Source organism: Paenibacillus sp. PAMC 26794 (assembly GCF_000316035.1).
GTDB lineage: Bacteria > Bacillota > Bacilli > Paenibacillales > Paenibacillaceae > Paenibacillus.
The window spans coordinates 132,415-158,425 of record NZ_ANHX01000002.1 but is presented as its reverse complement, the minus strand read 5'-3'; the positions used below and the strand labels follow the sequence as shown (position 1 = coordinate 158,425).

Below are 26,011 nucleotides of genomic sequence, written 5' to 3'. Positions count from 1 at the left end.
CGCAACAGAACATTTCCCGGAAGGTGTTTGAGATCGTGATGGTTATTTAAATCAACTCATATACAAGAGGATATGAAGCGTTACAGCTTGTCTACCTGTAACAAGGTCACCTGTTTCACTGTGCATGCCGGGTTAATTTGCTCCTCGGACAGAATGTTCAGCTTGATGAGGCTTTTCAGCTTATGGCTGTCTACTTTGGACAACAATCGCCAGATGTCCGGGTCTGGAAGAGAAGCATACAGCTTCTGATCATCGTATTCCTTCCGGTTCTGAAGCACTGTTTTCACGGTGTAAGCACCAACCTGCGTCTCATACACCCCTTGTTCTGCACAATACGCAACAATCTCATCTCGTAGTACAGACAACTGCTGCTCAATATCTTTTTGCTGCTGCTTCAGGTCAAAGTAGGTTTGCACTTTCTGCTCCATATCGATCACGCTCCTCTACTATCATAGGTATGCGAGGATCGCTAGTTTAGGACTGGCTGTTTATTTTATTTTATAAAAGTGGTCTTTCTATTACTTAATCGTATACTGTCGTCATTGTGTATCTCCGTATTACGATTACAGCAGATGTTCATTCAAATACGGATTACGGACAGCCATGCTGTGAACCCTTTCCATTACATTAGGCCCCATGGGTACATCCCCAACGCGCTTTAACAGAATCCAGCGAAGACAAGCTACAGCTTCAAAAACCTGCTCCTCTTCCAGCGTGTACGTATAACTTGCAGAACGTGCAAATTGAGCGCGATACATCTCACCGTAACTTTCCCCATTATAGATGGTGATCAGAAAAACAGACCATGCCATATCGTACCTTGGATCACCATACTGCCCATTAGTCCAATCGATGATGGTGTAATGGTCGTCCATCTCAAGAATGTTTCCCAGATTATAATCGCCATGAATCAAACGGTCCTGTCTGATCTGGACCTGCTGGATCAAGTTTGCCAGAAGATCATTTATATCGTCATGTAACTCAATTTGAGGAAAAAAGTATTGAACAAAATCGTACCTGAATATGTATTCTTCATCTTCTCCAGTACCCACTTCATTCACCGGATAACGATGGACCTCCATTAATCGCTCAGCTAAATGTGTCAGTTTGGTTGGTGTTAATTGGGTAACCGGCTTTCCATCATAGCTCGTTAACAGCACTTGATTCTCTTGCTCGTCTAATCCCCAACCGTAGGGTTTGGAAACACGAATCCCACTTTGATAAAGCTTGGACAATAATCGATATTGTTTGGCGATATCCGGTTTAGAATCCTTGTCCCAGACTTTCAATACGTACCGCTGATCTTCCATTTCGACTCTCATCACACTCGCTTCCAGTCCAGGTGGCAAGGGAATGATCTGATACTCCTGTTCAATCACCTGCTGGATACGTTCGTCCAGTTCTATCCAATTCATCTGGCTAAGTTGAATCGTCATCGTTCTCCTCCTTCCATGATACACAAGATTAAATTATAATCGTTTATCAAATACCTTCTGCCATTTCTTCTCTTCATATCCGATAGCTATATAAAACCGATGTGCAGATTCCCTTTTTCCGTTACAACGTACCCGAATGTTATCAAAGCCGTTAACCCGAGCCCATTCCTCGCATTCGCTCATGATTATCTTACCAATCCCCATCCCTTGATGAATCCCATCCACAACTAGTCCACCAATCTCGGCAAAAGATGGACTCTCAATGGAATGTCTTCCCTGTACATGGCCCCAGCCTACGACCCTCGAATCAATCTCAGCCACACATACATAATGGTCTGGTAAGGAAGAGAGACGAGTTAACCTTTCCTTTATTTCTTCAGTTGTGCTGACATAACCCAGTTGATGGGATAATTGGCTCATCACTTCACCATCCTGAATCATAGCTCTCCTGCAATGAATCATCACTTCTCCTCCGTTCATTCATGTCATGCCCCTCTCTTCGGTTAGTGAGGTATAATCAGGCCTTTGCCAATGACATTGGCGGATACTGGCTGTTCGCCCAATTCTCTGGCCCATACCGAGAGCTGTCCCATATGGTGAATCTCATGGGCGATCACATGTCGCATAACTTCTCCCCATGAATATGTACTGGCCTTGCCAGCTGAGCGATGATCGATATAAGCTCTTTTTTCCATACTCGACTCCCATGCTGTAACAAATGCCTCCACATCAGGACGTAACTTGCGATCCAATCGCCTTACCGCCTCAAGATTCTGGTAGTTTGCAAAATCTTCTGCATCATCCGGTTTGCCCTGAAGTAACTGAAGCCAGCTCCACTCTACATCAATGATATGAAATAACGTTTGTAATATGTTGCCTACTCCGCCCGTGCGAGGCCGAAGCAATTCTTCAAGCGGTACATCTTCACACCAAACATACCATTGCTCACGTACCATCCAGTTATAACGAAAGAATGTTTCCATTGGTATATTCCCCTTTATCGGCTATATTTTTCAGAGAGATTTGATCAATTCTGTATTGGCAAAGGTATCCTCCGAATGTTCAAAATCACCATAAATTCTACTAATCTGATTAAATCCGGATTTGATCCAGAAGCGTAATGCAGGCCAATTTTTGAGTGCCACGTTGATTCGAATTTCCTTGTAACCAAGTTCGGAAAAGTGAAGCGTCAACGCCTGAATTAATTCTTGTCCATATCCCTGCTTCTGGATCTCGCTCTGGATATATAAAAATTCGAGATAGATTGAATCCTCGGAGGGATACCCATGGTACACACTTAACAAACCAATATAGCGGTCATCCTCATTCGTGCGAATGGATTGAATTCGATAATTCTCCAGCCTGCCTCCCGGCGGAAGGTGGCCTTCTTCAAAACATTCTTGCACATAGTTCTGATCATGCTCTTGTCCATCCCATTGATGCAAGTACCGACTGGTTTCATATATGGACTCAAGTTCAGGAATATCGGATTCTTCCACATTCGAGATAATAAGTCGGTCTGACTTCCATTCTACTGGAAGTTGTTTCATCGTAATCACTCCATCTTTATATTCTATATAAATTAAACTATTGAATATTTACACTTACCACTACGATGACAGAACAACCTTCCGATCGCTGTTATCCCCAGATTTTTTTTGATTCATTTTATAATGAGAAACTCCGGGGATAAAGGCGAACACTTCGCTTCTTCAGGTTTTTTCTGTCCTCTCCGTTTGGTGTAAATATTCTGTTCAATTTATTTAGTTAATTTCTTTTTTATATACAAGATTACATGAATACCTGCATAAATAAACAGGACATTGAACAAATATAGAAGTACATTTAAATAGATGCCAGATATAAACCAGATTGTTCCGTCCGAGTTGGCATAATGATAATCCGTAAAAAATCGGAGCGGGAAACCATACTCTGTTCGGAGCGGTCCATCTTCAGTATGTAAAGTTCCAGGAATACATAGGATGGCTAATACAGCAAGCCAGGCTGATAGATTCATTATTCTTTTGTTAATCGTCAATACCTCTCCCCCTTATTCAACACTAACGGTATCTTCACCAAAATACGTCCCTTCCAACTTTTGATCCATAAAGTCTCTTAAGTCCTTTTGATCAATTATATATTTCGAATCTCTATTAAATCTGCTTTTTCTGGATACAATAATCTGTTTCCGATTGTATTGAATTGTAATTTCAGCGTTATGCTTTAATCTCAGGGCAATTCCCGCACTAATGCTTCCTGTGACATCATCTACTGGTATTTTAGCTGATTCCGGGGCTGCATTCAGCCAGCCGACTATACGGCTAATGTCTTCTTTACTTAACGTAACATTGTCAATCCTAACGTGTGCTCCGCCGTCGCCTGTCCTGGTGTACACAACTATGCTCATCTCTGTGCTTATCACTTAATTTCTTGAAATCGGCTTATTTGAATCAGAGTTACTCGTGATTAGAAAATACAAAAACATGATTGCCGCACCTATGAAAAACCAGAATCGCCTACGTTTTCCTAGCATTACAGCGCATTCTCCGTATCCACCACGTTGGCAAACAGTCTCAGTACCTTATTGTGATGTTCAATAATCTGCTCCGCTTGAAGTGTCTTTGCATTCCATGTGCTGTGCGCATCTTGAACCAGATTGACCGTGTATCCCAGACTGTATGCTCTGCGGCAAGTCGTGTCTACACATACCTCAGTCTGCATACCCGCGAGAATCAACTTCGTCACGCCATCTTCTTGCAATTTCAGATGCAGATTGGTTTCGTGAAACGAATCCGGTGTCTCTTTTTCGATAACGAGGTCACCAGCTATAGGTGCAATGGACGGATGGATGTCCCACCCCGGTGTTCCTCGTTCCAGTGGACCGCCTGGCCCTTCGCAGTGTTGGATATATATGATGGGATGCCCTGCTTCACGGGCCCTGGCAATTAACACCTGGATCTTCTGAAGCAATCGTTCCCCCTGATAGACGGGATCTGACTCATCAAACATCGCTACCTGTACGTCAATGATTAGAAGTGCACAATGCGTTGTCATCTTGCTTTCCTCCTGACGAATCAATTTAAATTTAATTCAACTCTTTCTTCTTCGTACCTTTAACAAAACTTCCAATCCCATATCGATCAGTACAAATAGAATAGCAGCAAGAACGCCAAATAAGGTCAGAACTAACGTCTCTTTGAAATCCAAGATTGCTTCTCCTGCGCCCATGACCAGATAATAAATATACATGCCTAAAACTCCAGCACATGCATAGCCTAATATCCTCGTACTTAGATACAACACATGATTAGGGAATTGTATTCGGCTGAGCAGATAGTCCAGCAATATCGATAAAGGTAGCCCGATCAACAGGATCAAGGGAGTCGCGTATACCAGATAAATAAGAATGTAAAAATCAAAACTGTAGGATTCATTCATCGATATGATACTTGCAGCCAAAGTAAAACAAATGATGGTTAGAACGGTTGTCATCAGCTTTCTTCCCATGTTCATCTCATCACTCCAATACAGTTATCTCTATCATTGGATGTGCTCATGCGTCAGATTTTGCCGGCTGCCATCCGATTTCTTGAGACCAACTATGTGCTCTCTGTAATATGCTCCACACCATTGGTCCTTTTCCTTCAACATATTTGGGACGCTGATCTTTATACAATGACATGAGTCTGTGCTTTTCTTCTGCATAGTTCAAACAATCTTCTGGATGCTCCCTTAAATAGTCTCTGAACAGCAAGGTCATCTGCTCGGAGAAACTGCCTGCCTGTCTAACGTGTATATGTATCCTTCTGTTTCCGGGTTCTTCACGAAAGTAACGTTTAGTCTTATCTGGATTTTCTGCTCTGAATACAAATCCGACTGTTTCGATCTCACGTTTGTAGTCCAACAGATTTTCATGATTAGAAACAGATATTTGTATATCGATAATAGGTTTGGCGTCTATTCCGACAATTGAAGTGGACCCAACATGATCAATCCGCACGGCCTGTTCTCCTAACGCTTCTCTTAATTTCGAACCCGTTTCGAGAAACAAATCACGCCATGTCGGATCATACTTTGCAATTCTCCATTGATCCTCCATACCACTCCTCCTTGGTTATCCAATCAAGCTATATAATTAAATAACACGTTCTTTTAACCTTTTGTTACATGTAGATTATTTAGTGATGCTATATAGGTAACAGGAGCTTTTTCCAAGTTTAGATCTTTATTCGCAATTATTAATATATCTATATTTTTACACAAATTAAAAAAAAGAGAAGGACCCTTAGGCCCTCCCCTTAACTTCTTAATGATAATCACACTTGAAATTTGTAAACTCAGCTGAAGCATCTTGCCCGCTCGCGTATAAACCAATGAGTACGCCTGTAAAACCTCCTGCAACCTCCGAGGATAGGTATCTCGTCTGTGCCGTGCCTAGCAGAATCTCTTCACTATCTGTTTGAAACAGGAAACTGTAGCGTTCCTGGTTTGAGCGGATCACCAGCGTTGCATGCTGTTTATTTCCCATATTCACTTCATGTTCTGTCGATTTGATATCACCGATATTTAGACGCTCAATCACCTTATAACCGTCCTGCTCCTGACGAATAGCCATTTCATAATGATGATTCTCATCCATGTAGATTGTGATCCCGGCTTCTCCACTCGTCAGACTAACATCGGCTGAGATTGTTGCATTAAAGTCTTTTTGACGTAGCCCGATGAACGTCGGGGATGCTGGAACGTCCAGCGTTACATCGCTCCCTGTTAGCGTAAGTTTGTCTGATTCAAGCTGATAATGCTCTGTATTTGGATGACGAAGATAACACCAGTCGAGGTTCCAGTCTGTATTTTCAAACGTATAATTCTTCTTATCCTTAAGTGGAGGTGGTGATATCATTCAGATCTGGTATTAGAAGATAGACCTGTCTATGTGTTAGCAATCATTTTGTGTTTGGAATCATCTTCTTAGCTGATTAATATGAGCTTGATGATAACGGTTATGGTCAGCCATATGCCATAACCCCCAACGTATCGTAGCTTGCTTTTCGTTCTGATGTCCAAAAGTAACTACTCGATCTAGGTCAGCATCTGCTACTTGTGTGCATGTTTCTTTCAGAAGGGTTAATACATCCTCCTCATATTGAGAGATAAGTGTGTCACGTGACACACCTTGAACCAGCGGAAGTCTATTATTTTCATCGATCATAGGACCATATTGCTCTATTAATGGCTGAGGAAGGACAGATCCCTTTATTCTATAAACCCAATTCATATCAACGAACGTAATATGCCGTATTAATTGAGCTGTACTATTAGATTGGTTCTGTTCCCCTTTGTAATCTACCTCTTCTTGCGACATCCCCTCAGTAATCGATTTGAGTCGCTGGCTATTCTCTGTTACTGCGGAAAATAACATTCCCACAATAGGCTCCATATTGGCTTCACCTTGTAAATCGTAAATCATAGTCATCCCACCTTTTTACCTTCGCTCTTTCAATAGGTCCTTAATTTCCATTAACTCTGATAATATTTCTTTGGTGTGCTGGCTATTTTTGGAGTTATCTATTCCAACTTTCACAACATAAATACCGAGGAACAGGTACACCACCAACATAATGATCATTCCCATGTACATCTCTCCTTTCCAAAGCAACAACACGTTCTACGAACGTTCACAATCCTCTCTCTCCAACTGATTTCCATGGAATGCCTTCAAAATAGATGGCAACCTTCATTGTGATTCCTCCTCAGGAATATACATCGTCTGAATCTCCTGCACACCCGGAATAAAGCCCAGATTCAGATACACGGACTCCGCATCATTTCCTTGCATCACATACAATCGTAGAACGGGATACTTACCCTTAAGTTCATTTAATGCTCTCTGTAACATCAGTGTAGCCAGACCTCTGCCTCTATGGGCGGGCAGTACTCCGATACTGTATACAGCAGCCTGATTATCTTGCAAGCACAAGCGACAATTTGCAATAAGCTGTCCCGTTTCCTTGTCGTATACTAGGGTGGAAGCTTGAGTTAGAATCTCATTGGTATAATTAGGGTCATCATTTGGAATAAAATCTGCAAGCGTGGTATGTTTTCTTCGTGTAGCCTCAAGACTTCCTGCAAAACTCTCCAGGTCACATTGAGCAATCTCATCTTCATTCACATATTTTCTAGTGCCGGTTTCACTTTCAATAATCTCTGGACTCTTCACGGTTACCCTGCTATCCCATTCGACTTCAAAATGATCTGTAGGCCGCTGCATCCAGCGACATCTGAACTCCACTGGCCAGAATCCAACTCTTGCGTATAGATCAACTTGGTCTGGAAGAATCTCAAAGGTCAGAATGCGTTTGGTGCGATCCGACCACTGTAATAATTTATGCTTCAGAAGTTTCAATACCTCAAAGCATTGCTGGAATGGCGGAATAAAAAACAAATGATACATCCGGTTAGGCTCCATTCTCACGCCACCTATTTTGCTTTCCCCTTTGTAAATCCAGTAGGCACTAATCTTGGAAGAACTGAACTCTTCTTCCCTGAAAAATCCGACATAACGCATATCATAATAAACCGTGCAATATAATCCCCATTCGGCAAAATCTGCTTTGCGAATCGAATATTCATCCGACAGATCATATTGAAGAATATCTGTAGACCACTCGGTTAAACCCATACGTCATTCCTCCTCAATTCTAATAAAATGGCAAGCAATCAAATCATTTTTCTATACGCCACCCCGTGAACATCAAAAACCAATTTCCCGTTAATTCTTCTTCTCCGTGGATTACATCCGCATTGGTCAGCAAATGGTACGCCCCTTCGAGAATTTCCGTCCGATCAGGCTGATCGGTTTCCAATATCAGTTGGTCGATGAACTGCTAGACCTTGAGGTTAGCAAAGATACGATAACGTAGCCAAAAAGTTGAACCGTAAATACAATGACGACAAACTCAACCATTATGCTGTTCGTTGCATTAAAATCATTCACAAGATCCACAAAGATCTTCCCAGGTCGGGATAATACATCCCACGAATTCCACCGATTAAATCTGCCAATGTAGACCTCTATACTGCTCAATAGCAAAATAACGCCGACAACCATCATACTAATGTACTTATTAACTAATTTGTTTAACATGCGGTGGATATGAATGATCGAACAAGTCGAGAGCAGCAATCCGATGATCGCTACGGCAAACGTCAGGGTGAGTCCATACCAAAAATCAATATTAACCCAAAATCTAACCTCCCCTTGAGCATCAAAATATCTGAATGAATGCAGAATCTCCGTAAAAAGGTAGGCCGCATTGGGCAGAAAAAAGAGCCATACTCCACACATCAGCCCCATACATATCATGCTCGTTGTGGTTAATTTCTTATTAAATATGTATCTAATGCAGGATGAGATGATGAATGGTACCCATGCCAGGAACATATCCCAGCTTAAAAATCGATACATATTTGTATCTGTTTGGTCACGTAAATACATCACAACACCTAGACAACAAAGAGTAGCCACGAGCAAGGTAAAGATGAGTCGGAGATCTTGAACCGGATGTTTGTAATCTTTCATTTCTTTGCTTCTACTTCCTTTTCCTTGATGAATGTTATAAGTTATAAATACTTTTTAAATGCCTTGCTGGATTCTCCGTTGTACCCCAATTTCATATAAAAGTGGTGTGCTTCGTTTCTGGATGATCCGCTGGTTAGAAACACCTTTATACAATTTTTCTGCACACATACATGCTCTATATGTTTCATCAATTCAGATCCATATCCCTTGCTCTGCACATGTTCCGTAATGATAACCCGCTCAACTACGCCGAATGGTCTATTTTCCACCAAAGCATCCAGACAAATATGTAAATGAGCCGTGCCGATCACCTGATCACCCATCTCATACACAAACAAGAAACTGTTTGGGTTATTCCGAACCTCTTCAATCCGTTCTGCCAGTACCTTCGTGTTTAAGTTGTTCGGCAATAACTCTGTATACAGCCTTTCAATAACCGCTGCATCCCTAGCTTCTGCCTCTCTTATCATCAAGCTTCCCCTCCCTGTTACCTCACTTGATAACTTAAAATGATATCACCGTTGTCCTCGAATTCACCCGTGTCCTGAAATCCGCAACGTTTGTACAGCGCATTTGCCGCAATGTTATGTGGAACATGGGATACCCTGATTTGCTGGCAGTCACTTCTCTCTTGCAACATACGAACCACTTCTTGAATGGCAAGTTTACCGTAACCCTTCCCCTGGTACTTCTCATCAATCATGAAGCGCAGAATTCAGTAATACCCGTCATTGTAGATCTCGTTATCAAATAAAATAAAACCGACCATCTGATCCTCTGCCAAAATGCCGTATGGCTTGGACGTAATTTCCTTCGTCGCATGGATCAATGAATCCGCATTGCTAGCTACCAAATCCAGCTGATCTTCCCGCGGTTTAAGGTTGATGCACTCGAGTTCATTTTCTTTGGTTACAGGTTGTAGCGTCACTTGCTCCATATCCACAATCCTCTCTCCTTGAAACCTAGCTTATTACTAGATTTTCTTGATCAATATAATCTCCAAAGGTTGTGTATCCAGCAACAGAGCCCCTGCGTCAACATAGCCCAGCTTTCGATAGAAGTGTTGGGCATGTTCGTCTGATTGCGTTGAAGTCATCACCGTATCGAAGCCTTGTTGCTTCATTAGATTTTCCCAGTGATGCACGACTTTTTTGCCATATCCGCCGTTTCGATAGGGTTCATCAATCCAGATCATATTCATGAAGGGAAGGTTGTCCCAAAAGTAACCGTACCTCATCCATCCAACTCTTGATCCCTCGTCCTCGTCCCATAGGATGAATATTTCTTTCTCAGAAATCTTCGTTTTCACAAGTGGAGGATGGATATGCCGATCTCTTTCAATGATATAGTCGTAGTCAGCTTCTGTTGCATATTCAATCTTCATTCGTATTGCTCCCTTCATTAACTACGTCCATCATAACCCAAAATGTGGTATATGCGAACAGTTATTTCCTCTTTTTCTCCCATGCCAAAAACCACGGTTTCCCGTGGCTGCACCCGCTCTATTTTCCTCAATCCGCTGTTGATCCGCTGACCAATTCCCCCTTATACCATACGGCTTGCCGCGCAGATCGCCGCGCAACGGCTTCCGCCGAACAACTCGCATGCACCAATACAAAACTCGCGGTGTCTCCTACCTTCGGCCAGACTTGTTCCCCTTGTGAATCCAGCGGTGTAATACCGCCTGTTACCCATGCCAAAGATTGAGACAAGGACAGTTCGTCACTATATCCGTACAGTTCTGCGAAGCGTCCCGCTTTCTCAAGCATATCCCCATTGCCAAAAGGAGACCAATGATCCGTAAGGCTGTCTGTGGCCAGCTTCACGTTCACGCCCATACGGTGGAGCATGGGAAGAGGCATCATCGTTCTGCCAATGGGCACCGTGGAAGCAATGCTCATCCCAAGCGAGGCCATTCGCTGCGCCATATCTTCTGCTTCCTGCTGCTCTGCGCGGGCGAACCAGAACGCATGACTTACCGTAACTTTACCCTGAAGCCCTGCTGCTTCGGTCAGATTTGCGAGTTCCAACAGCGTTTGTTTGCCAGCCTGCCCGCCATCATGCAGATGAATATCGATGCCCGCCTGGTGCTGAACAGCCAGTTCAACCATGGCGTTCAGTGATTTCTCAATCTGTTCGTCCACTGTATGAGGATCAAGTCCGCCCACATGTGTTGCCCCTTCCTTCATCGCTAGGCCCATAAGCTCCACTGAATGGGAGCGAAGCAGTCCATGCTGCGGGAAAGCCACGATCTCCGAAGAGATTTTTCCCGAAAATGATTCCAGAGCCTGCCGCGTCGCTTCCAGTCTTTTCAAGCCACTGACGGGTTCAATATTGCAATGACTACGTACATGAGTGGAGCCGTACCCCTGGATCAAGGTCAGAATACTCTCTGCTTGACGCTTCGCATCTGGTAGCAGCTTGGGCAACAGAACCTTCTCTTCTTCAATACGTTCGAAAATACTGGAGATACGCTTAACGGCTGTCCACGGCCCATCGTAGTAGGTTTTATCCAGATGAATATGTGCCTCCTCGAACGAAGGCAACAACAGAAGTCCCTTGCCATCTACTTGTGGTAGATCGCTAGACAACGGGTTGTTTCCTTCCACAATCTCCGCGATCAATCCATCTTCAATCCGCAGATGAGCGGGGCTTGTCCGTGTCCCCATCACCTGTTCTCCCTCCCGAACATAACTCCGCTCCACAGTCACGTTTGTTAACCAATAAGCCTGCTTCATCATGTCATCCCTCTTTTCAGTCCGTTTTTTCGTACATCATGCATCTAATTATTTATTACACCATGGTACCATAAGGGTTTACTGGGCAAAAATACGTAAAACGTTGGTGTTCCATATGCGGAACGTTTGTATTACGCTACATTAATACATGCACAAAACAGGCACAATACGTGCCTGCCCTGTGCAATCATCTTAATTTTCTTGATTACGCGAGTCTATTAAAAATGAAACCGCGCATGCCCTCCATCGGTCACGCCTTCAATCTGTTCGATATCCAGCAGTCTGCGCTTCATCTCCAGGCCTCCACGGAACCCGGTCAGCTTGCGATTAGCCCCTATAATGCGGTGGCAGGGTAACAAAACTGGAATTGGATTAGCTCCATTTGCAGCCCCAACTGCGCGCACAGCCGATGGTCTTCCAATCGCAGCAGCTATGTCACCATAGGTACGAATTTCACCATAAGGCACACGCCCTAGCTCTCTCCATACCTCCTGTTGGAAGTTCGTTCCGATCAAGTCCAGTGGGATGGTATCTGTATAAGCCATCGATTCTCCTGCAAAATAGGACTGCAACCAATCCATCATACCTGTTTGTTTCAGAGCATGTTCGTTCTCTTCCAGTTCCACGCCAGGTGCAACTTTCTGTATCCAGCCGTTCCAGTCCTCCAGTGTTTCGTTGGGCATGACCACTCGGCACAATCCCTGTTCCGTAGCGAGCAGCACCCATGGACGACCGTCCAACTGCATCGTAGTGTACATCAACTTTTTTCTCATTCGTTTACCGCCCTCTCCCTGGTGGAATGCTTAATGCTAGAACTAGGAGGTAATCTGCTTCTTCACCTTACGTTTCATACTGCGGATCATTTGCTTGCTCTCTGGATCCACGCGATAAGATTCCGTGATTTTCTGAAGTGCCTTATTATACGTAAAATCGTCCAGGCTATTATGGTGCAGATAACGCATGGTCACTTCAGGTTGTTTCACATAAGCCATTGAGATGGCCCAAGCAACTGCCATTTTCACATAATACGCCTCGTGCCTAATCTGATCCAATGCAGATAGAACCTGATCGATATATCTCTCATTCAGATAAAAATTCAACAGCATTACCACACCAAACCGGATTTCATATTCCTGATCTGATCTCAGATAGGGCTGCAAGAACGCCCACATGGGCTCCGAATGCACCTTCGTATATTTCAGTCCCGCACAGAAGCTGTCGCACACCGACCAATTGTCAATCTTCGGTACAAATGTTTCAATAGCCTTTAACAGCTCGTCCAGATCAGCCTGTACATGTCCAATGACCATTGCTTGCAACATCACTTCTTCAAAATATTCATCCTCTGCCGTTTCCAGATACGTGCGCCAGTCCCCGGCGGCAAGTTGCTTGGCAATTTTTCGTAAGGCTGGTAACCTAACACCTAGTACATTCGTGATGTTGGGAATAAGCGCAGCCGAGAATTTCTGATACTCCGGCTCAACCAGGCTGAGCAATTGTGTTCTGATATCTGCTTCCACTAGCCCTGTCCTCCTCGTCTGTTCCTATACAATAATTATATCCTTGCAGCGCTCGTTTGTAAGCCCGTATCGAATGGGTGAGCAAGATTACAATATCATTTTGGCGCTCCCTTTTCCCATTCGTTGTTTGACTTTCAACCCATTCCGTTTAAAAATATGAAGTTGACCATTCAGAAAGGAGTGTCGATATGAACGGACCTCATACTAAGAAAGATTTCTCTGTGGAGGAGATCACCGAACAACTCGTGCAACATGTGCAATCCCGGAACCTTCCCGATTTCTATACATTGGTGAAAGAACTGCATCCCTACGACCTCTCACTTGTATATAAAAAGTTCCCTGAAGAAGAAACCAATCGGTTTCTGCTCCTGTTCAAACCCGATGCCCTGGCGGATCTCGCCGAGACCCTGAAGCTGCACGAACAGATTCAACTGTTTGAACGACTTGGGCCGGAACGAACGCTTGAAGTCATGCAGCAGATGGACAAAAGTGATCTGATCCGGTTCATGCACGATTTACCCGCCAAACGCAGAGAAGAATTGCTGTCCAATATGAATCTGGATCACTCTGCCATTATCCGATCCGTGCTTAATTACCCGCCGGAAACGGCAGGACGCATCATGACAGATCAATATCGGACCCTGCTCGCTCATGAGACAGCCAAGGAAGCCTTACGACAATCGCAAGGTACCATGCATATCTCAGCCTCCAGTTATCTCTATGTAACCGATAATGAAGGCAAACTGGTCGGTGTCGTGAGTTATCGATCCCTTGCCTTGGCTGACGATAAGACCCAGGTTGAAGAACTGATGACCCGGCGGGTGATCCATGCAACGGTAGATATGGACCAGGAAGAAGCAGCACAGCTTCTGCAGCGTTATGAGTTTATTGCACTTCCGGTGGTGGATGAAAATCACAGGTTATGCGGTATCATTCAGATGGATGATGTCATCGATATTATTATGGATGAAGCAAGTGAAGATTTGGCCAAAATGGGGGGTGGCAGCAAGGATATCGACTTTGATACCAAGCCACTCGTGGCCGTCAGACGCAGACTTCCCTGGCTCATCCTATTACTGTTCATCGGCCTAATCTCGGGAAGTATCGTGGATTATTTCGAGGATACATTGAATCAGGTTGTAGCACTGGCATTCTTCATGCCGATGATTGCAGGTATGACCGGTAACACAGGAACGCAGTCTCTGGCTGTTGTGGTACGCGGACTGATCGGACGCAAACTCGACAAAGCCACCGTACTCGCACTGATTGGTCGGGAGATCAAGGTAGGCACCATGATTGGCTTGGTCTGTGGATTGCTGATCACTGTCATCGCTTATTTCTGGCAAGGGGACTGGCTACTGGGCGCCATTATTGGGGTATCTCTGTTCCTCACTCTTGTCATTGGCACACTAACCGGTACCTGTATTCCGCTTCTGCTTAGTCGTTTCAAAGTCGACCCGGCTGTTGCCTCTGGCCCATTAATTACCACATTGAATGATATCTTGTCCCTGTTTATCTATTTTGGGATCGCCACACGTTTCCTTGATGCCTTGATGTAAAAAAGTTGTGTATACAGCCAAAACAGACCTGATCCTGCGATCAAGGTCTGTTTTGCTTGCAAGGTGAAGGGTATATATCTTCATCTAACTCTCTTTTTAACCAACTATCCCGTCTACACTGCGCTATGCCATTCTTTTATTTTTATTATAGATATCGAACGCTACAGCGAGCAGCAGCACCAATCCCTTAATACCCTGCTGCCAGTCAATACCGAGACCAATCAGGGACATCCCGTTATTCAACACACCCATGACCAAACCACCGATGATGGCACCAAATACCGTACCTATGCCCCCTGAAGCGGAAGCACCACCGATGAAGCAGGCCGCAATGGCATCCAGCTCGAAGTTGGTACCTGCTCTTGGCGTAGCTGCATTCAGACGTGCGGCGAAGATCAACCCGGATACCGCGGCAAGTGTACCCATGTTTACGAAAACCCAGAAGGTTACCTTTTTTGTTTTGACTCCAGACAGACCTGCGGCCTTCTCATTACCTCCAAGCGCATACACATGCCGTCCCATGACAGTACGATTCATAACGAAGGAGTACACAACGATCAGGACAAACAGCAGGACCAGGATATTCGGAATACCTGCATAACTTGCGAGTACAAACGTAAACAGATTTGTCACGACAGCCACCACAATCAACTTGAGCAAAAACAGCCCCTGTGACACGACCTCGAATCCATATTTTCGCTGGGAACGGCGTTCCCGCAGTTCATTGACAATGTACCAGACGGTGAGCACAAGACCCACAATGATAGATACCAGACCGAAACCTGAGAATTGAATGTCCGCCAGGAAGCCAGAGCTTATTTTCTGGAATCCACCCGGGAAAGGAGAGATCGATTGCCCCTCCAGCACGATCATCGTCAAGCCGCGGAACAGCAGCATGCCTGCCAGCGTCACGATAAATGCCGGAATCCGCACATAGGCGATCCAGAAGCCTTGCCATGCACCGATCAAAGCCCCAACCAGCAAGGAAGCGATGACTGCAAGCCAAGCCGGAAGTTGCCAATCAACCATCATAATCGCGGCAACGGCACCAACAAAGGCTGCAATGGAACCAACAGACAGGTCAATATGTCCGGTAATGATGACCAGCACCATTCCGATCGCCAGCACCAAAATATAACTGTTCTGCAAAATCAAATTCGTAATATTAATGGGCTTGAGCAACAGCCCGCCTGTAAGTACCTCGAACAAAAGCATAATCACTACCAAGGCAATAATCATGCCGTATTGACGGATATTATTTTTGAACAGCTTTGTTATCATTTCCATGCTTGCCGCCTCCAGACTTGGTCATATATCTCATCAACGTTTCCTGCGATGCTTGCTCCCGGCTGACTTCACCGGTGATTCGTCCGGCATTCATCACATAGATCCGGTCACACAGGCCAAGAACCTCCGGAAGCTCGGATGAGATTACCAGTACGCCCTTGCCTTCAGCAGCCAGCCGATGAATGATCGTATAGATTTCGAATTTCGCTCCCACATCAATACCGCGGGTAGGTTCATCCAGGATAAGAATATCTGGTCCGGCAAAAATCCATTTGCTGAGCACCACTTTTTGCTGGTTGCCTCCACTCAGATTACCGGTCTTCTGCAAAATACTTGGAGCTTTGATATTCATGCTTTTCTTCATCTCTTCCGCTACCAGCACTTCTTCGCGCTCGTTCACTACTGCGTTTCGCGTCAGCTTGCTCAGACCCGTTAAGGAAATATTACGCTTGATGTCATCCATCAGAATGAGTCCGTATTCCTTGCGGTCTTCTGTCACATAAGCAAACCCGTTCTGAATAGCCTCCGTGACGGTATTGTTGTGGATCGGTTTACCATTCTTAATGAGTTGACCCGAAATATTCCGGCCATAGGATTTGCCAAAGATACTCATGGCAAGCTCGGTACGCCCAGCGCCCATCAGCCCGGCAATTCCTACAATCTCACCACGCCTGATATTCATATGGATCTGATCCAGTACTTTCCGCTCGGCATGATGTTCGTGATATACCGTCCAGTCCTTTACCTCAAGGATAACTTCACCAATGGTGGCATGACGCTCCGGATAACGGCTGGTGAGATCACGTCCTACCATCCCGCTAATAATCCGGTCCTCCGTCACTTTTTCCTTCTTCATATCCAACGTCTCAATTGTCTTGCCATCCCGTAAAATGGTTACGGAATCGGATACCTTGGATACCTCATTCAGCTTGTGTGAGATCAGGATACAGGCGATGCCCTGTTTCTTGAATTCCAGCATCAATTGCAGCAGATTTTCACTGTCGTCCTCGTTCAGCGCAGCGGTTGGCTCATCCAGAATAAGCAGCCGCACCTTTTTGGAGAGCGCTTTCGCAATTTCGACCAGCTGCTGCTTGCCTACCCCGATGCTGGATACCAGCGTGTTTGGATTTTCGCTCAGTCCCACCTTCGAGAGCAGCTCCCGTGTACCCACAAAAGTTTCCTTCCAGTTGACAATTCCTCTGCTGGCACGCTCATTGCCCAGATATATATTTTCCGCGATCGAAAGGTAGGGAATCAGGGCCAACTCCTGATGGATAATGACGATTCCCAGATCCTCGCTCTGCTTGATATCCTTGAACTCACAATTTTTGCCCTGAAATAAAATGTCGCCTTCATACGTGCCATGTGGATATACACCACTCAGTACCTTCATCAACGTAGATTTACCTGCGCCATTTTCACCACATATGGAATGAATTTCGCCTTCACGGACTTTCAGATTGACATTTTCCAGCGCTTTGACGCCAGGAAAGGTTTTGGTGATGTTTTTCATTTCCAGAATGATTCCGGCCATGGGATGTTCTCCTTTCATTTATTATTTCAGTCCGATTTCTTCCTTCGTGTAATACTGTGTACCAACGATATCCTGCTCCACATTTGTACGGTCCACCGAGATGGGATCCAAGAGAAACGCCGGAATAACCTCAATTCCGTTGTTATATGATGTTTTATCATTAACTTCCGCCTGTTTTCCTTGCAAAATACTATTGGCCATCTCTACCGTTTTCTCCGCCAGCTTCCGTGTATCCTTGAACACCGTCTGCGTCTGTTCCCCGGCCACAATTGACTTGATCGAGGCAAGTTCAGCATCCTGTCCTGTAATAACGGGCAGCGGTTTGTTCGAAGTACCGTAACCAATCCCTTTCAAGGATGAGATGATACCAATACTGATTCCATCATAAGGAGATAATACTGCATCCAGATTATCACCCGAGTAATAGGCACTCAACAGGTTATCCATCCGTGACTGGGCCAGTGCTCCGTCCCAGCGCAAGGTTGCAATCTGGGCCATCGTCATCTGCTTGCTGCGCACGACCAGCTTGCCGGAATCGATGTACGGCTTCAGCACAGACATCGCACCGTCGAAGAAGAAATAGGCGTTATTATCATCAGGAGAGCCACCAAACAGCTCAATGTTATACGGTCCTTTTCCATCCTTGAGCCCAAGCTTTTGTTCGATGTAGGAGGCTTGAAGCACACCCACCTTAAAATTGTCGAACGTGGCGTAATAGGTCAAATAGGGCGTATTGCGAATAAGCCGATCATACGAGATCACTTGTATCCCTTCGTCATGTGCTTTCTTGATTACATCCGTTAATGTGTTGCCATCCACGGACGCGATGACCATCACATCCACACCTTTGGTGATCATGTTTTCAATCTGTGAAATCTGATTCTCGACCACATCCTCAGCATACTGAAGATCGGTTTTGTAACCCTGCTCCTGGAACAGACGGACCATGTTCTCCCCGTCTCCCACCCATCGTTCTGATGATTTGGTTGGCATCGATATACCGACATATCCCTTTTCCTTGCTACCTGGCCCACTCTCTGCCAGATTGCAGGCCGAGAGCATCAAGGTCATCACCAGAAGCCAGATGAGCATTGCTCCTTTTTTCATATGAAGTTCCCCTTTCCTCACGTCAACCAGTTCTGAATGAGTTATAAGATAACGCTTACAATGCATGTAGTGCATCCTGTTGCTTGCTGTTCCTGTCTGAGACTAATGGTAGCATTTGAGATGCCGCAAGGTCTTTGCACGTTTTGAACCTTTTTTATAAAAATTTAACTTTTGTTGGAAATACTTAAAGTACAAGTATGACCCTCGAGGTACCGTACCAGAGTCAAAAAAAGGACATGCTCCACTTCGCTTCACACGAAGTAAAACACATCCATCTCATTTATCACACATCTTAATGATCAAGTATTGCGGTTACATATGTTGAGGTAAGTCTTTTGATTGGCCTCAAATGCTACATATTATATTTAATTCGCTGAAGGATGATAAGCCGTCCCCCCGTTCTTTCGATACTGCACAGGCGAAATGCCCATTGTTTTCTTAAATGCAGTGCTGAAATAATGTTGCGTGTCATAACCTACACGCTCAGCTATGGTGTGGATCGGCAGTGTTGTTGAGTCTAATAACTGTATAGCCTTGCGAATACGAGCATGCGTGACAAGCGTGACAAAGGAATCATTCAGCTCTTTCTTCAGCACACGGCTAAGATATACGGCAGATACTTGTAGACGGGAAGCGAGCGATTCCAAGGTCAGTTCCCGCTCGGCATACTCTTCGTGAATAAGTTGTCTTGCCCGGCGAACCAGAGGCGACAACTGCACTTCCCCGTATACCCGTTCACGGCAATGACGGTACGTATCCGGCGTTTCTTCCAGTGTCCCTGTATGCGTCTCCACATGAGCATGAATAGCAATATTCAGGCAAGAACTGATCTGCTGTTCCAGAAGGGACTCTATTTCTTCAGGGGCTTCCTGCCACAGACATATGCCGATCAACCCGCTTACGTCCCGAAACAGGACATGCGGCAGGTCTGCCAGCAGTTCACTGATTATATTTTCCACTGCAAACAGAAACAACTGACGATCATTCTCTCTCAGTATCGTCTGACGCGCTTCAGCGGCAGGCCAGCGTACGACCCCGATCTGCACAGGTGGGACGGCGGGCAGCCGCAAAAACACAAGCTGCTCCGTCAGATCCCTCCCTTCAGCCTGACCCTCCAGCCACTCCAGCATAAATCGCTGGCGAAGAAGCGGGATATTACGTTCAATCTGATGAGCTGCCTGTTGTACATATGCCGTCCTCTGGTGCTCTTCAGTAAGTCGCTGATGCAATCGCTCAAGTGCAGTATATAATTGTTCTGCTTGCACAGGTTTTAAGATGTAATCCTCTACGCCAAGACGAACCGCCTCCTGCGCATATGCAAATTCATCATGTCCCGAGATGATCAGGTAACGACAGCCCGGGCACTTCTGCTGAAGGGCACGGATTAGTTCGATTCCGTTCAGGAATGGCATATTCATATCGACGAGAACAATATCCACACCCAAGTCAGCCGCCCGTTCCAGCGCTTCCTCGCCATCTTCCGCTTCACCTACAACCTCCATCCCGAGAGTTGTCCAGTCAATGGCATCCCGAATCCCCTCACGAATGATCGGTTCATCATCAGCGATGAGCACGCGGTATTTCTTCGCCACATAGCTATCATGCGTAATCTCCATTACTGTAGTCAATGCGGATGTCTCATCTGTTTCAGTGGAAGTTGTCACGGTCGATTTCATGAATTTTCCCATTCACTCTCCTGCCTCTCTTCGTTATTGATTTGCTGGATTGGTGGGAGCTCTCGCATCAACGGATGAATGATGGTCACACGAGTTCCTTCACCTTCCTGGCTCTCCAGTTCAATACCGTACTCATCGCCAAAGGACAGCCGAAGACGGGCTTGCACGTTCAACATTCCATAACTTTTGCCTGTTATCCCCGGCGAAGACGCTTCCAAACTGGCCAAAGGAGCTTCGAGCAGATGCTGCATCTCGGCCAGCCGTTCGTTGGACATTCCTGCTCCATTATCCTGAACGGTCAGCAGCAGTCTGTTATGTTCCAATCTGGCCTCCACCCAAATGCGTCCCGGCCCACGCCTGCCTTTGATTCCATGATAGATTGCATTCTCTATTAGGGGCTGAAGCAGCAGCTTTAACACCAAAAGGTCTCGCAGTTCCTCTGGAATATTCAATGTATACTGAAGACGATCGCGGTATCGTGTCTGCTGAATTTGCATATAGCTGGTCATATGCTCAATCTCGGAGTGCAGCGGAATGTAATCCTGTCCTTTACTAAGCCCTATGCGAAATAATCGAGATAACGCACCAACCATGCCGGATACATCTTCTGCACCCTCTTTGCGTGCCATCCAATGAATCGTATCCAAGGTATTGTACAAAAAGTGTGGTTTGATATGCTCCTGCAAACTTCGCATTTCAGCGTCGCGCTTCTGCCGCTCCCGCAATTCATTAAGTGATATCAGTTGTCTAATCTGTTCCAGCATTCGGTTATAACTGTTGCCAAGCATGCCAATCTCGTCAGCGCGATCGCTCCAGCGGCCTGGTCTGAGATTGCCGGTCTCCGCCCTGCGCATGTAGGACATGAGCCGGAAAATGGGCTGAGCAATGGAACGGGAGAACCATAAAGAGGCGCTCAAGCCAAACAAACACACCACAAATACAAAGCTAACCACGTAAAACTGGATCTGGCGTACTTCGGATATCGAGTCTCTTGTGGGAAATACCCCTACCGTTCTCCAACCCGTAAAGGTAGACGACTGATACATGAATAATAACGTTCCACCTTCTGTATCGGCGGTAAATGTTCCACTCTCACCGGAGGGGAACCAGTCTGTGGGAATGTGTTCTATTAGCGGGTGCTCCGGCTTGTATACACTTTGACCTTCTGCATCCGTCACCATCACATAACCGGATTTCCCCAAGGTTACATTACGGGCAGCCTGAGAGACGGACCTTAGTTTAAGATCAATCATAATAACGCCTCGCACACGTCCTGACGCTTCATCCGTTATGGAACGTGCAACTGATACAATTTCATCATCCTTGTACCGTACATGTGTCGTGAGATTACGCTCTTTTGGCTGACCCAATACCATGAAGATGCCCGGATTGGCCGAAGCTTTTTGGTACCAATTTTCCTGGATCAGGCTCTGTTCCGCCCGGGGATACATCTCGTTGCTAATATAGTCACCACTCTCATTGACGAGAACAATCCCGGCGATTTCAGGATACAACGTTGTGAACCCCTGCAAGGTTTGTTTGATGCCATATAACCGATTTTGCTCCGTTTCGGCATTGGTGTCCATGTTCATCGGTTCGATACTTGTATCATCATTCAGTGGCATTTTGTCGTTCATAAAAGCATCAATATCCGGGTCAAAGGCAATCAGATAGGTCATGTTTTGCAAATTCTCCATTTTGCTGTTCAGAGCTTCATTCACTTTGCCAATCAGTTGCATGGTATGCCCTTCAACCTGCCGCTCAACTACCCGCTCCACCGTCCAGTTCACAAGCAACCCAAGCCCTACGGAAGGTACAATGGCGAATAACAGAAAAAGCAGCATCAGCTGGTACCGAAGGGGCATATTACGCAAGCGTAAACGCCGAATCCCGTTCCTGAAAGTGGAGAGGATTGCTCTCCTGCTCCAAGGCCTTGGACTCTTGAAATATTCCTTGTTATTTGGCATAGTAATCATCCACATCCGAGCGTGTCACCACAGAGATTCCTGTGTCCACCATCACGGGAAGCGGTGCATTTTCACCGGATGAGGATGGGGCAGGAACCGTTAACTGGTGATGCAGATGGAACAGATATTGGAGTGACCAATATCCCATATTCCAGGTTCCCTGTGCAATTGTAGCTGAGATCGTACCGTTCTTGATCATATCCAATGTAGTCTTATTTGTATCAAACGAAATAATCTGCAATGGATGTCTGTCCCCGGCAGTTTGAGCGGCTTCCCCCGCTCCTGCTCCTCCGGTGGCTTCAGTCACAAAAATTCCCGCCAGCTCGGGATGTTCCTTCATCATTCTGATTGTTTCGTCTCTGGATACCATCGCATCACCGTGTCCGTCTGCAACTTCAACAATCTGCATGGAAGGGTATCTCTCCTTGATCGTATCGCGGAAACCCTTCGTGCGCTCTTCATGATTTTGTTGCCCAGGTAAAGTTAATACCGCGACCTCTCCCTCACGACCCAGCAGTTCAGCCATTTTATCGGCAGCCATTACACCCGACCTGTAATTATCTGTCCCAAGAAAAGAATAGGCTCGGCTATCAGGTGCATCCGCGTCAAATAATACAACAGGGATATCTGCGTCGATTGCCTTGTTAATCGCTGGAACTAACGATTGAGGATCGATTGCAGATATGGCAATGCCTGCGGGTTTACGAGCGATAGCCTGCTCGATTACCATGGTCTGCTCCTTCGCATCATACCGGGTAGCACCGCGATATTCTACGGTCACGCCAAGCGCATCCGCGGCATCCTCGAAGCCTTTGAGTGGGCTCTTCCAGTACTCCAGCCCGGACTGGAATGTAATCATGATATACGTCTCTCCGATATCACCGCGCAGCCCCCGGTCCTCCCATGAACTGTTTACCTGACTGGTGTATTCGAATCTCAACACATACAACGCAAATGCTGAGATTAGCAAAATGTAAACCAGCAGCATTTTTTTCATTCCGTTCACTTCCTCAAGTCGTCTGATCACCTTATACTTCGTTTAAATTGTAAACGCAATCATTCAAAAAGAAAACCACCCCTTATCTTTTAAAAACAAGCTCCTGCTGTTAACGGTGTACCTGCTGCAATAATGTACTATATGGTTTCTCCCTCTGGACGTATGATCATGGAACTAAACTACAACCAGAGGAGAGCATCATCATAATGAATCTTGCATCTTTTTTAATCTACTGCATCGTCGTAACATTCACCCCCGGCCCCAGCAATATCGTAATTCTTTCTTCCGTACAACAGGTTGGGGCACGTCAAACGATGCAATATGTGTGGGGAGCTACGCTGGCATTTGGTCTGCTGCTTACCGCATCAGCTTTTCTTAATCAGCTTCTTGCGGGAGTGTTGCCCGGAATTCTGAAGGTGATGCAGATTGTCGGCGGCCTGTACATGGTGTATCTGGCGTACCAGATCTACAAGATGGGTACCACCGAGGACGCACCGAAACAAGTTACCGGATTTTGGAACGGTTTCATTATGCAATTTGTGAATCCAAAGGTGGTCTTGTTTACTTTCACTGTCATTCCAAGTTATGTATTGCCCTTTTATCAAAGTTCATTCTCATCGTTTCTGTTCGTGGTGCTCATTACCTTCATTGGATTTCTGGCCTATTCCAGCTGGGTTGTTTTTGGCACGGTTTTCAGAACGTTGCTGAATCGACACCAAAAATTACTGAGTATTCTCATGGCCCTTTTTTTGTTATACTCAGCCATTATAGTATCCGGATTGATCTAAAGCTTGGGAGGTGTGCTGCATGGAACGCTTTAACTATAAAAAGTCGCAAGACGTGCTGGCACTATCTGCCAGCTTTACTGATTTTGCATACAAAAAACATTGCCACGAAGAGTATGCGGTCGGCGTAACCCTGCGTGGCATTCAACAATACAACCTGGACGGACAATATCAGGCGTCTCACCAAAATGGTGTCATGTTGTTTAACCGTGAACAGTCCCATGATGGAAGCTCCTATGATAAGGCTGGCATTGACTATGTGATGCTTTATTTGAAGCCTGAATTGGTAGAGGAGATTATAGGCAAAAAGGAATTGCGTTTTGGAAGTCCCATCGTCTATGATCCCGAGCTTGCACGTAACATTCTGATGCTGAACGACGCCGTTCAACTCAGACACGACGAAGCCGAGTGCAGCGAACGGGTCTTCGATCTGGTTCAACTTCTGGCTCAGAAGGAAATGGACACCAAGCTCTGGTTGCCTCAGGACAACCTGGTCCGCAAAGCCAAGGAAATCATGTTTTGCAGCACCGAAGATGTGCTCAAGCTGGACAACCTAAGCTCCGAATTTGGCATGTCCAAGTTTCAATTTATCCGTGAATTCAAGGCACATGCAGGCATATCCCCCTACCAATTTTTCTTAAACTGCAAAGTAGAGCGTGCCCGTCAATCCATCGAAACACACAAGGACGTCTATGCTGCTGTTGCCGATTGCGGATTTGTCGATCTGACCCATCTGAATCGTCATTTCAAACGGGTATTTGGTGTCACGGCTTATGAATACATGTTGCAGTTGAACTATAAAAATTGAACTACAGAATATTTACACTGGCCACTCCGATGACAGAATAACCTTCTGATCGCTGTTATCCCCAGATTTTTTTGATCCCTTTTTATAAAGGGAAAATCCGGGGATAAAGGCGAACGCTACGCTTCTTCAGGTTCTTTCTGTCCTCTCCGTTTTGTGTAAATGTTTAATTTAATTTATGTAGTTCCACCGGATCGATAATCTCGACTCCAAATGGATAAAATTTTGACGCCACTCCTGAAAATCCCCGTATAGAACGTCATTGTTCCTTAACGCTCTGTACGGGGATTGGCTTCTTTTTTCGTTGGGCAATCAGATTCTTTTCTTTCGCTTCCATATCCACACGATTGCCAACGCTGCCAATACAATGACTGCACCGTATAAGATAAGATAGAAAGGCCCACTTTGCCCACCACCATCATTGGTTTCTCCAAAATCTTCTTTACTTACAACCTTGCCCGCACCCAGCAATTTCAGATCGTCTCCGGCTTGTTCAATTGGAACATTGCGACTGCACAGATTCGTATGCAGCTTCTGATCCACTTCATATTGATAAGCATAGATCAGATAGGACTGATTCTTTTCAAATTCAACTCCACAGGACTCAGACCCACCGTCACTCGCGAGAATTTTCATCTTTTTGGCATGAACTCCCTTCCATGCCGTATCTACATCAAATGTATACTCTCTTAATAAGCCGTCATGTTTCGATTGCTGAGACTCGCCTTTCTTCACCACTTCTCCTGTAAATACCGTGGTATACGTTTCCAATCTCTTTTGAACATCACTCTCGACACAACTGCAAGCATACACCTTCTCTCCGGGAAATAGAGCTAACCCAGACGTAACCAACAGTAAGATCAACATGCACATCACCAAACGTCGTTTCATTCCGACCGCTCCCTCCTACATTCTCTGCTTGAATAAGCGTTGTTAAGGTTACATATTTTTATTGCTGCTATATTTATTGTAAAATTATAGCACAATACAAATATCGTTATGTCCGACATACGCAAAGATA

The 26,011-nt window shown here is 45.4% G+C and carries 31 protein-coding genes; 3 read left to right on the top strand and 28 right to left on the bottom strand.

Going from position 1 to position 26,011, the window contains the following annotated elements:
• Positions 1-80 precede the first annotated feature (80 nt).
• The 21 genes from D829_RS0100800 to D829_RS0100700 all read right to left on the bottom strand — a co-directional run bounded on the left by D829_RS0100800 (position 81) and on the right by D829_RS0100700 (position 13,273).
• Positions 81-428 (bottom strand): hypothetical protein, encoded by a 348-nt coding sequence (locus D829_RS0100800; protein WP_017686926.1) that lies wholly within the window; start codon positions 426-428, stop codon positions 81-83.
• 135 nt (positions 429-563) lie between these two features.
• The gene (locus D829_RS0100795; RefSeq protein ID WP_017686925.1) at positions 564-1,436 is read right to left on the bottom strand and encodes an aminoglycoside phosphotransferase family protein; all 873 of its coding nucleotides are present in this window, start codon (positions 1,434-1,436) and stop codon (positions 564-566) included.
• Positions 1,437-1,469: 33 nt separating this feature from the next.
• Positions 1,470-1,916 (bottom strand): GNAT family N-acetyltransferase, encoded by a 447-nt coding sequence (locus D829_RS0100790; RefSeq protein WP_017686924.1) that lies wholly within the window; start codon positions 1,914-1,916, stop codon positions 1,470-1,472.
• A gap of 23 nt (positions 1,917-1,939) precedes the next feature.
• Positions 1,940-2,419: a DinB family protein gene (locus D829_RS0100785; RefSeq protein ID WP_017686923.1), complete on the bottom strand. Its 480-nt coding sequence runs from the start codon at positions 2,417-2,419 to the stop codon at positions 1,940-1,942.
• Positions 2,420-2,449: 30 nt separating this feature from the next.
• Positions 2,450-2,986, bottom strand: coding sequence for a GNAT family N-acetyltransferase (locus tag D829_RS0100780; protein WP_017686922.1), 537 nt, complete (start codon positions 2,984-2,986; stop codon positions 2,450-2,452).
• A 500-nt stretch (positions 2,987-3,486) separates the two neighbouring features.
• Positions 3,487-3,843, bottom strand: coding sequence for a hypothetical protein (locus D829_RS0100770; protein ID WP_017686920.1), 357 nt, complete (start codon positions 3,841-3,843; stop codon positions 3,487-3,489).
• A 125-nt stretch (positions 3,844-3,968) separates the two neighbouring features.
• Positions 3,969-4,490: a cysteine hydrolase family protein gene (locus D829_RS0100765; protein WP_017686919.1), complete on the bottom strand. Its 522-nt coding sequence runs from the start codon at positions 4,488-4,490 to the stop codon at positions 3,969-3,971.
• A 36-nt stretch (positions 4,491-4,526) separates the two neighbouring features.
• Positions 4,527-4,949: a hypothetical protein gene (locus D829_RS0100760; RefSeq protein ID WP_017686918.1), complete on the bottom strand. Its 423-nt coding sequence runs from the start codon at positions 4,947-4,949 to the stop codon at positions 4,527-4,529.
• Between the two features lie 40 nt (positions 4,950-4,989).
• A complete protein-coding gene (locus tag D829_RS0100755) occupies positions 4,990-5,535 on the bottom strand; it encodes a GrpB family protein (RefSeq protein ID WP_017686917.1) in 546 nt (181 codons plus the stop codon).
• 207 nt (positions 5,536-5,742) lie between these two features.
• Positions 5,743-6,336, bottom strand: coding sequence for a hypothetical protein (locus tag D829_RS30135; protein WP_017686916.1), 594 nt, complete (start codon positions 6,334-6,336; stop codon positions 5,743-5,745).
• A gap of 60 nt (positions 6,337-6,396) precedes the next feature.
• Positions 6,397-6,903 carry a DinB family protein gene (locus D829_RS0100745; protein ID WP_017686915.1) on the bottom strand — a complete coding sequence of 169 codons (507 nt, stop codon included), beginning with the start codon at positions 6,901-6,903 and terminating at the stop codon, positions 6,397-6,399.
• Between the two features lie 15 nt (positions 6,904-6,918).
• A complete protein-coding gene (locus D829_RS33590) occupies positions 6,919-7,068 on the bottom strand; it encodes a hypothetical protein (protein WP_017686914.1) in 150 nt (49 codons plus the stop codon).
• A gap of 102 nt (positions 7,069-7,170) precedes the next feature.
• Positions 7,171-8,115, bottom strand: coding sequence for a GNAT family N-acetyltransferase (locus D829_RS0100735; protein ID WP_017686913.1), 945 nt, complete (start codon positions 8,113-8,115; stop codon positions 7,171-7,173).
• A gap of 186 nt (positions 8,116-8,301) precedes the next feature.
• The gene (locus D829_RS30130; RefSeq protein ID WP_017686912.1) at positions 8,302-9,015 is read right to left on the bottom strand and encodes a DUF1361 domain-containing protein; all 714 of its coding nucleotides are present in this window, start codon (positions 9,013-9,015) and stop codon (positions 8,302-8,304) included.
• 41 nt (positions 9,016-9,056) lie between these two features.
• Positions 9,057-9,485 carry a GNAT family N-acetyltransferase gene (locus D829_RS0100725; RefSeq protein ID WP_017686911.1) on the bottom strand — a complete coding sequence of 143 codons (429 nt, stop codon included), beginning with the start codon at positions 9,483-9,485 and terminating at the stop codon, positions 9,057-9,059.
• Positions 9,486-9,502: 17 nt separating this feature from the next.
• Positions 9,503-9,718, bottom strand: coding sequence for a GNAT family protein (locus tag D829_RS32255; protein WP_017686910.1), 216 nt, complete (start codon positions 9,716-9,718; stop codon positions 9,503-9,505).
• A 12-nt stretch (positions 9,719-9,730) separates the two neighbouring features.
• Positions 9,731-9,958 carry a hypothetical protein gene (locus tag D829_RS32250; RefSeq protein ID WP_017686909.1) on the bottom strand — a complete coding sequence of 76 codons (228 nt, stop codon included), beginning with the start codon at positions 9,956-9,958 and terminating at the stop codon, positions 9,731-9,733.
• A gap of 30 nt (positions 9,959-9,988) precedes the next feature.
• Entirely contained in the window at positions 9,989-10,399 is a 411-nt protein-coding gene (locus tag D829_RS0100715) for a GNAT family N-acetyltransferase (RefSeq protein ID WP_017686908.1), read from the bottom strand.
• Positions 10,400-10,526: 127 nt separating this feature from the next.
• Complete coding sequence (locus D829_RS0100710) at positions 10,527-11,753, bottom strand: amidohydrolase (RefSeq protein WP_017686907.1); 1,227 nt, start codon at positions 11,751-11,753, stop codon at positions 10,527-10,529.
• Positions 11,754-11,971: 218 nt separating this feature from the next.
• Entirely contained in the window at positions 11,972-12,526 is a 555-nt protein-coding gene (locus tag D829_RS0100705) for a methylated-DNA--[protein]-cysteine S-methyltransferase (protein ID WP_017686906.1), read from the bottom strand.
• A gap of 42 nt (positions 12,527-12,568) precedes the next feature.
• Positions 12,569-13,273, bottom strand: coding sequence for a DNA alkylation repair protein (locus tag D829_RS0100700; protein WP_017686905.1), 705 nt, complete (start codon positions 13,271-13,273; stop codon positions 12,569-12,571).
• A 188-nt stretch (positions 13,274-13,461) separates the two neighbouring features.
• On the opposite strand from D829_RS0100700, the gene mgtE reads away from it, so the two are divergent.
• Positions 13,462-14,832 carry a magnesium transporter gene (mgtE, locus tag D829_RS0100695; RefSeq protein WP_017686904.1) on the top strand — a complete coding sequence of 457 codons (1,371 nt, stop codon included), beginning with the start codon at positions 13,462-13,464 and terminating at the stop codon, positions 14,830-14,832.
• Positions 14,833-14,955: 123 nt separating this feature from the next.
• Here the strand turns inward: mgtE and mmsB are convergent, their stop codons facing one another.
• The 6 genes from mmsB to D829_RS0100665 all read right to left on the bottom strand — a co-directional run bounded on the left by mmsB (position 14,956) and on the right by D829_RS0100665 (position 23,400).
• On the bottom strand, positions 14,956-16,119 hold the full coding sequence (gene mmsB / locus D829_RS0100690; protein ID WP_017686903.1) for a multiple monosaccharide ABC transporter permease: 1,164 nt from the start codon (positions 16,117-16,119) through the stop codon (positions 14,956-14,958).
• Positions 16,088-17,653 (bottom strand): multiple monosaccharide ABC transporter ATP-binding protein, encoded by a 1,566-nt coding sequence (gene mmsA, locus D829_RS0100685; RefSeq protein WP_017686902.1) that lies wholly within the window; start codon positions 17,651-17,653, stop codon positions 16,088-16,090. The genes mmsB and mmsA overlap by 32 nt, the downstream gene beginning before the upstream one ends.
• A 21-nt stretch (positions 17,654-17,674) precedes the next feature.
• Positions 17,675-18,760: a multiple monosaccharide ABC transporter substrate-binding protein gene (gene chvE, locus D829_RS0100680; RefSeq protein WP_017686901.1), complete on the bottom strand. Its 1,086-nt coding sequence runs from the start codon at positions 18,758-18,760 to the stop codon at positions 17,675-17,677.
• A 365-nt stretch (positions 18,761-19,125) separates the two neighbouring features.
• Positions 19,126-20,376: a response regulator gene (locus D829_RS0100675; protein WP_152416916.1), complete on the bottom strand. Its 1,251-nt coding sequence runs from the start codon at positions 20,374-20,376 to the stop codon at positions 19,126-19,128.
• Between the two features lie 56 nt (positions 20,377-20,432).
• Positions 20,433-22,301: a sensor histidine kinase gene (locus D829_RS30120; RefSeq protein ID WP_017686899.1), complete on the bottom strand. Its 1,869-nt coding sequence runs from the start codon at positions 22,299-22,301 to the stop codon at positions 20,433-20,435.
• 91 nt (positions 22,302-22,392) lie between these two features.
• On the bottom strand, positions 22,393-23,400 hold the full coding sequence (locus D829_RS0100665; protein ID WP_017686898.1) for a substrate-binding domain-containing protein: 1,008 nt from the start codon (positions 23,398-23,400) through the stop codon (positions 22,393-22,395).
• A 206-nt stretch (positions 23,401-23,606) separates the two neighbouring features.
• Here D829_RS0100665 and D829_RS0100660 point away from each other — a divergent pair, with 206 nt between their 5' ends.
• Positions 23,607-24,188 (top strand): LysE family transporter, encoded by a 582-nt coding sequence (locus tag D829_RS0100660; RefSeq protein WP_017686897.1) that lies wholly within the window; start codon positions 23,607-23,609, stop codon positions 24,186-24,188.
• A 19-nt stretch (positions 24,189-24,207) separates the two neighbouring features.
• Positions 24,208-24,993, top strand: a complete 786-nt coding sequence (locus D829_RS0100655) for an AraC family transcriptional regulator (RefSeq protein ID WP_017686896.1) — start codon at positions 24,208-24,210, stop codon at positions 24,991-24,993.
• A gap of 309 nt (positions 24,994-25,302) precedes the next feature.
• Here the strand turns inward: D829_RS0100655 and D829_RS0100650 are convergent, their stop codons facing one another.
• Positions 25,303-25,881 (bottom strand): hypothetical protein, encoded by a 579-nt coding sequence (locus D829_RS0100650; RefSeq protein ID WP_017686895.1) that lies wholly within the window; start codon positions 25,879-25,881, stop codon positions 25,303-25,305.
• Positions 25,882-26,011 lie beyond the last annotated feature (130 nt).

Excerpts from the sequence above, each read along its gene's own strand:
- D829_RS30135 (WP_017686916.1), bottom strand. The coding sequence starts at position 6,336 with ATGATATCACCACCTCCACTTAAGGATAAGAAGAATTATACGTTTGAA.
- D829_RS0100755 (WP_017686917.1), bottom strand. The coding sequence starts at position 5,535 with ATGGAGGATCAATGGAGAATTGCAAAGTATGATCCGACATGGCGTGAT.
- D829_RS0100660 (WP_017686897.1), top strand. The coding sequence starts at position 23,607 with ATGAATCTTGCATCTTTTTTAATCTACTGCATCGTCGTAACATTCACC.
- D829_RS30120 (WP_017686899.1), bottom strand. The coding sequence starts at position 22,301 with ATGCCCCTTCGGTACCAGCTGATGCTGCTTTTTCTGTTATTCGCCATT.
- D829_RS0100795 (WP_017686925.1), bottom strand. The coding sequence starts at position 1,436 with ATGACGATTCAACTTAGCCAGATGAATTGGATAGAACTGGACGAACGT.
- D829_RS33590 (WP_017686914.1), bottom strand. The coding sequence starts at position 7,068 with ATGGGAATGATCATTATGTTGGTGGTGTACCTGTTCCTCGGTATTTAT.
- D829_RS0100725 (WP_017686911.1), bottom strand. The coding sequence starts at position 9,485 with ATGATAAGAGAGGCAGAAGCTAGGGATGCAGCGGTTATTGAAAGGCTG.
- D829_RS0100665 (WP_017686898.1), bottom strand. The coding sequence starts at position 23,400 with ATGAAAAAAATGCTGCTGGTTTACATTTTGCTAATCTCAGCATTTGCG.
- D829_RS0100765 (WP_017686919.1), bottom strand. The coding sequence starts at position 4,490 with ATGACAACGCATTGTGCACTTCTAATCATTGACGTACAGGTAGCGATG.
- D829_RS0100785 (WP_017686923.1), bottom strand. The coding sequence starts at position 2,419 with ATGGAAACATTCTTTCGTTATAACTGGATGGTACGTGAGCAATGGTAT.
- mmsA (WP_017686902.1), bottom strand. The coding sequence starts at position 17,653 with ATGGCCGGAATCATTCTGGAAATGAAAAACATCACCAAAACCTTTCCT.
- mmsB (WP_017686903.1), bottom strand. The coding sequence starts at position 16,119 with ATGGAAATGATAACAAAGCTGTTCAAAAATAATATCCGTCAATACGGC.
- D829_RS0100715 (WP_017686908.1), bottom strand. The coding sequence starts at position 10,399 with ATGAAGATTGAATATGCAACAGAAGCTGACTACGACTATATCATTGAA.
- D829_RS0100710 (WP_017686907.1), bottom strand. The coding sequence starts at position 11,753 with ATGAAGCAGGCTTATTGGTTAACAAACGTGACTGTGGAGCGGAGTTAT.
- D829_RS32255 (WP_017686910.1), bottom strand. The coding sequence starts at position 9,718 with ATGATTGATGAGAAGTACCAGGGGAAGGGTTACGGTAAACTTGCCATT.
- D829_RS0100675 (WP_152416916.1), bottom strand. The coding sequence starts at position 20,376 with ATGGAGATTACGCATGATAGCTATGTGGCGAAGAAATACCGCGTGCTC.
- D829_RS0100790 (WP_017686924.1), bottom strand. The coding sequence starts at position 1,916 with ATGAACGGAGGAGAAGTGATGATTCATTGCAGGAGAGCTATGATTCAG.
- D829_RS0100770 (WP_017686920.1), bottom strand. The coding sequence starts at position 3,843 with ATGAGCATAGTTGTGTACACCAGGACAGGCGACGGCGGAGCACACGTT.
- D829_RS0100735 (WP_017686913.1), bottom strand. The coding sequence starts at position 8,115 with ATGGGTTTAACCGAGTGGTCTACAGATATTCTTCAATATGATCTGTCG.
- D829_RS0100705 (WP_017686906.1), bottom strand. The coding sequence starts at position 12,526 with ATGAGAAAAAAGTTGATGTACACTACGATGCAGTTGGACGGTCGTCCA.
- mgtE (WP_017686904.1), top strand. The coding sequence starts at position 13,462 with ATGAACGGACCTCATACTAAGAAAGATTTCTCTGTGGAGGAGATCACC.
- D829_RS0100650 (WP_017686895.1), bottom strand. The coding sequence starts at position 25,881 with ATGAAACGACGTTTGGTGATGTGCATGTTGATCTTACTGTTGGTTACG.
- D829_RS0100760 (WP_017686918.1), bottom strand. The coding sequence starts at position 4,949 with ATGAACATGGGAAGAAAGCTGATGACAACCGTTCTAACCATCATTTGT.
- D829_RS0100655 (WP_017686896.1), top strand. The coding sequence starts at position 24,208 with ATGGAACGCTTTAACTATAAAAAGTCGCAAGACGTGCTGGCACTATCT.
- D829_RS30130 (WP_017686912.1), bottom strand. The coding sequence starts at position 9,015 with ATGAAAGATTACAAACATCCGGTTCAAGATCTCCGACTCATCTTTACC.
- D829_RS0100780 (WP_017686922.1), bottom strand. The coding sequence starts at position 2,986 with ATGAAACAACTTCCAGTAGAATGGAAGTCAGACCGACTTATTATCTCG.
- D829_RS0100745 (WP_017686915.1), bottom strand. The coding sequence starts at position 6,903 with ATGATTTACGATTTACAAGGTGAAGCCAATATGGAGCCTATTGTGGGA.
- D829_RS0100800 (WP_017686926.1), bottom strand. The coding sequence starts at position 428 with ATGGAGCAGAAAGTGCAAACCTACTTTGACCTGAAGCAGCAGCAAAAA.
- chvE (WP_017686901.1), bottom strand. The coding sequence starts at position 18,760 with ATGAAAAAAGGAGCAATGCTCATCTGGCTTCTGGTGATGACCTTGATG.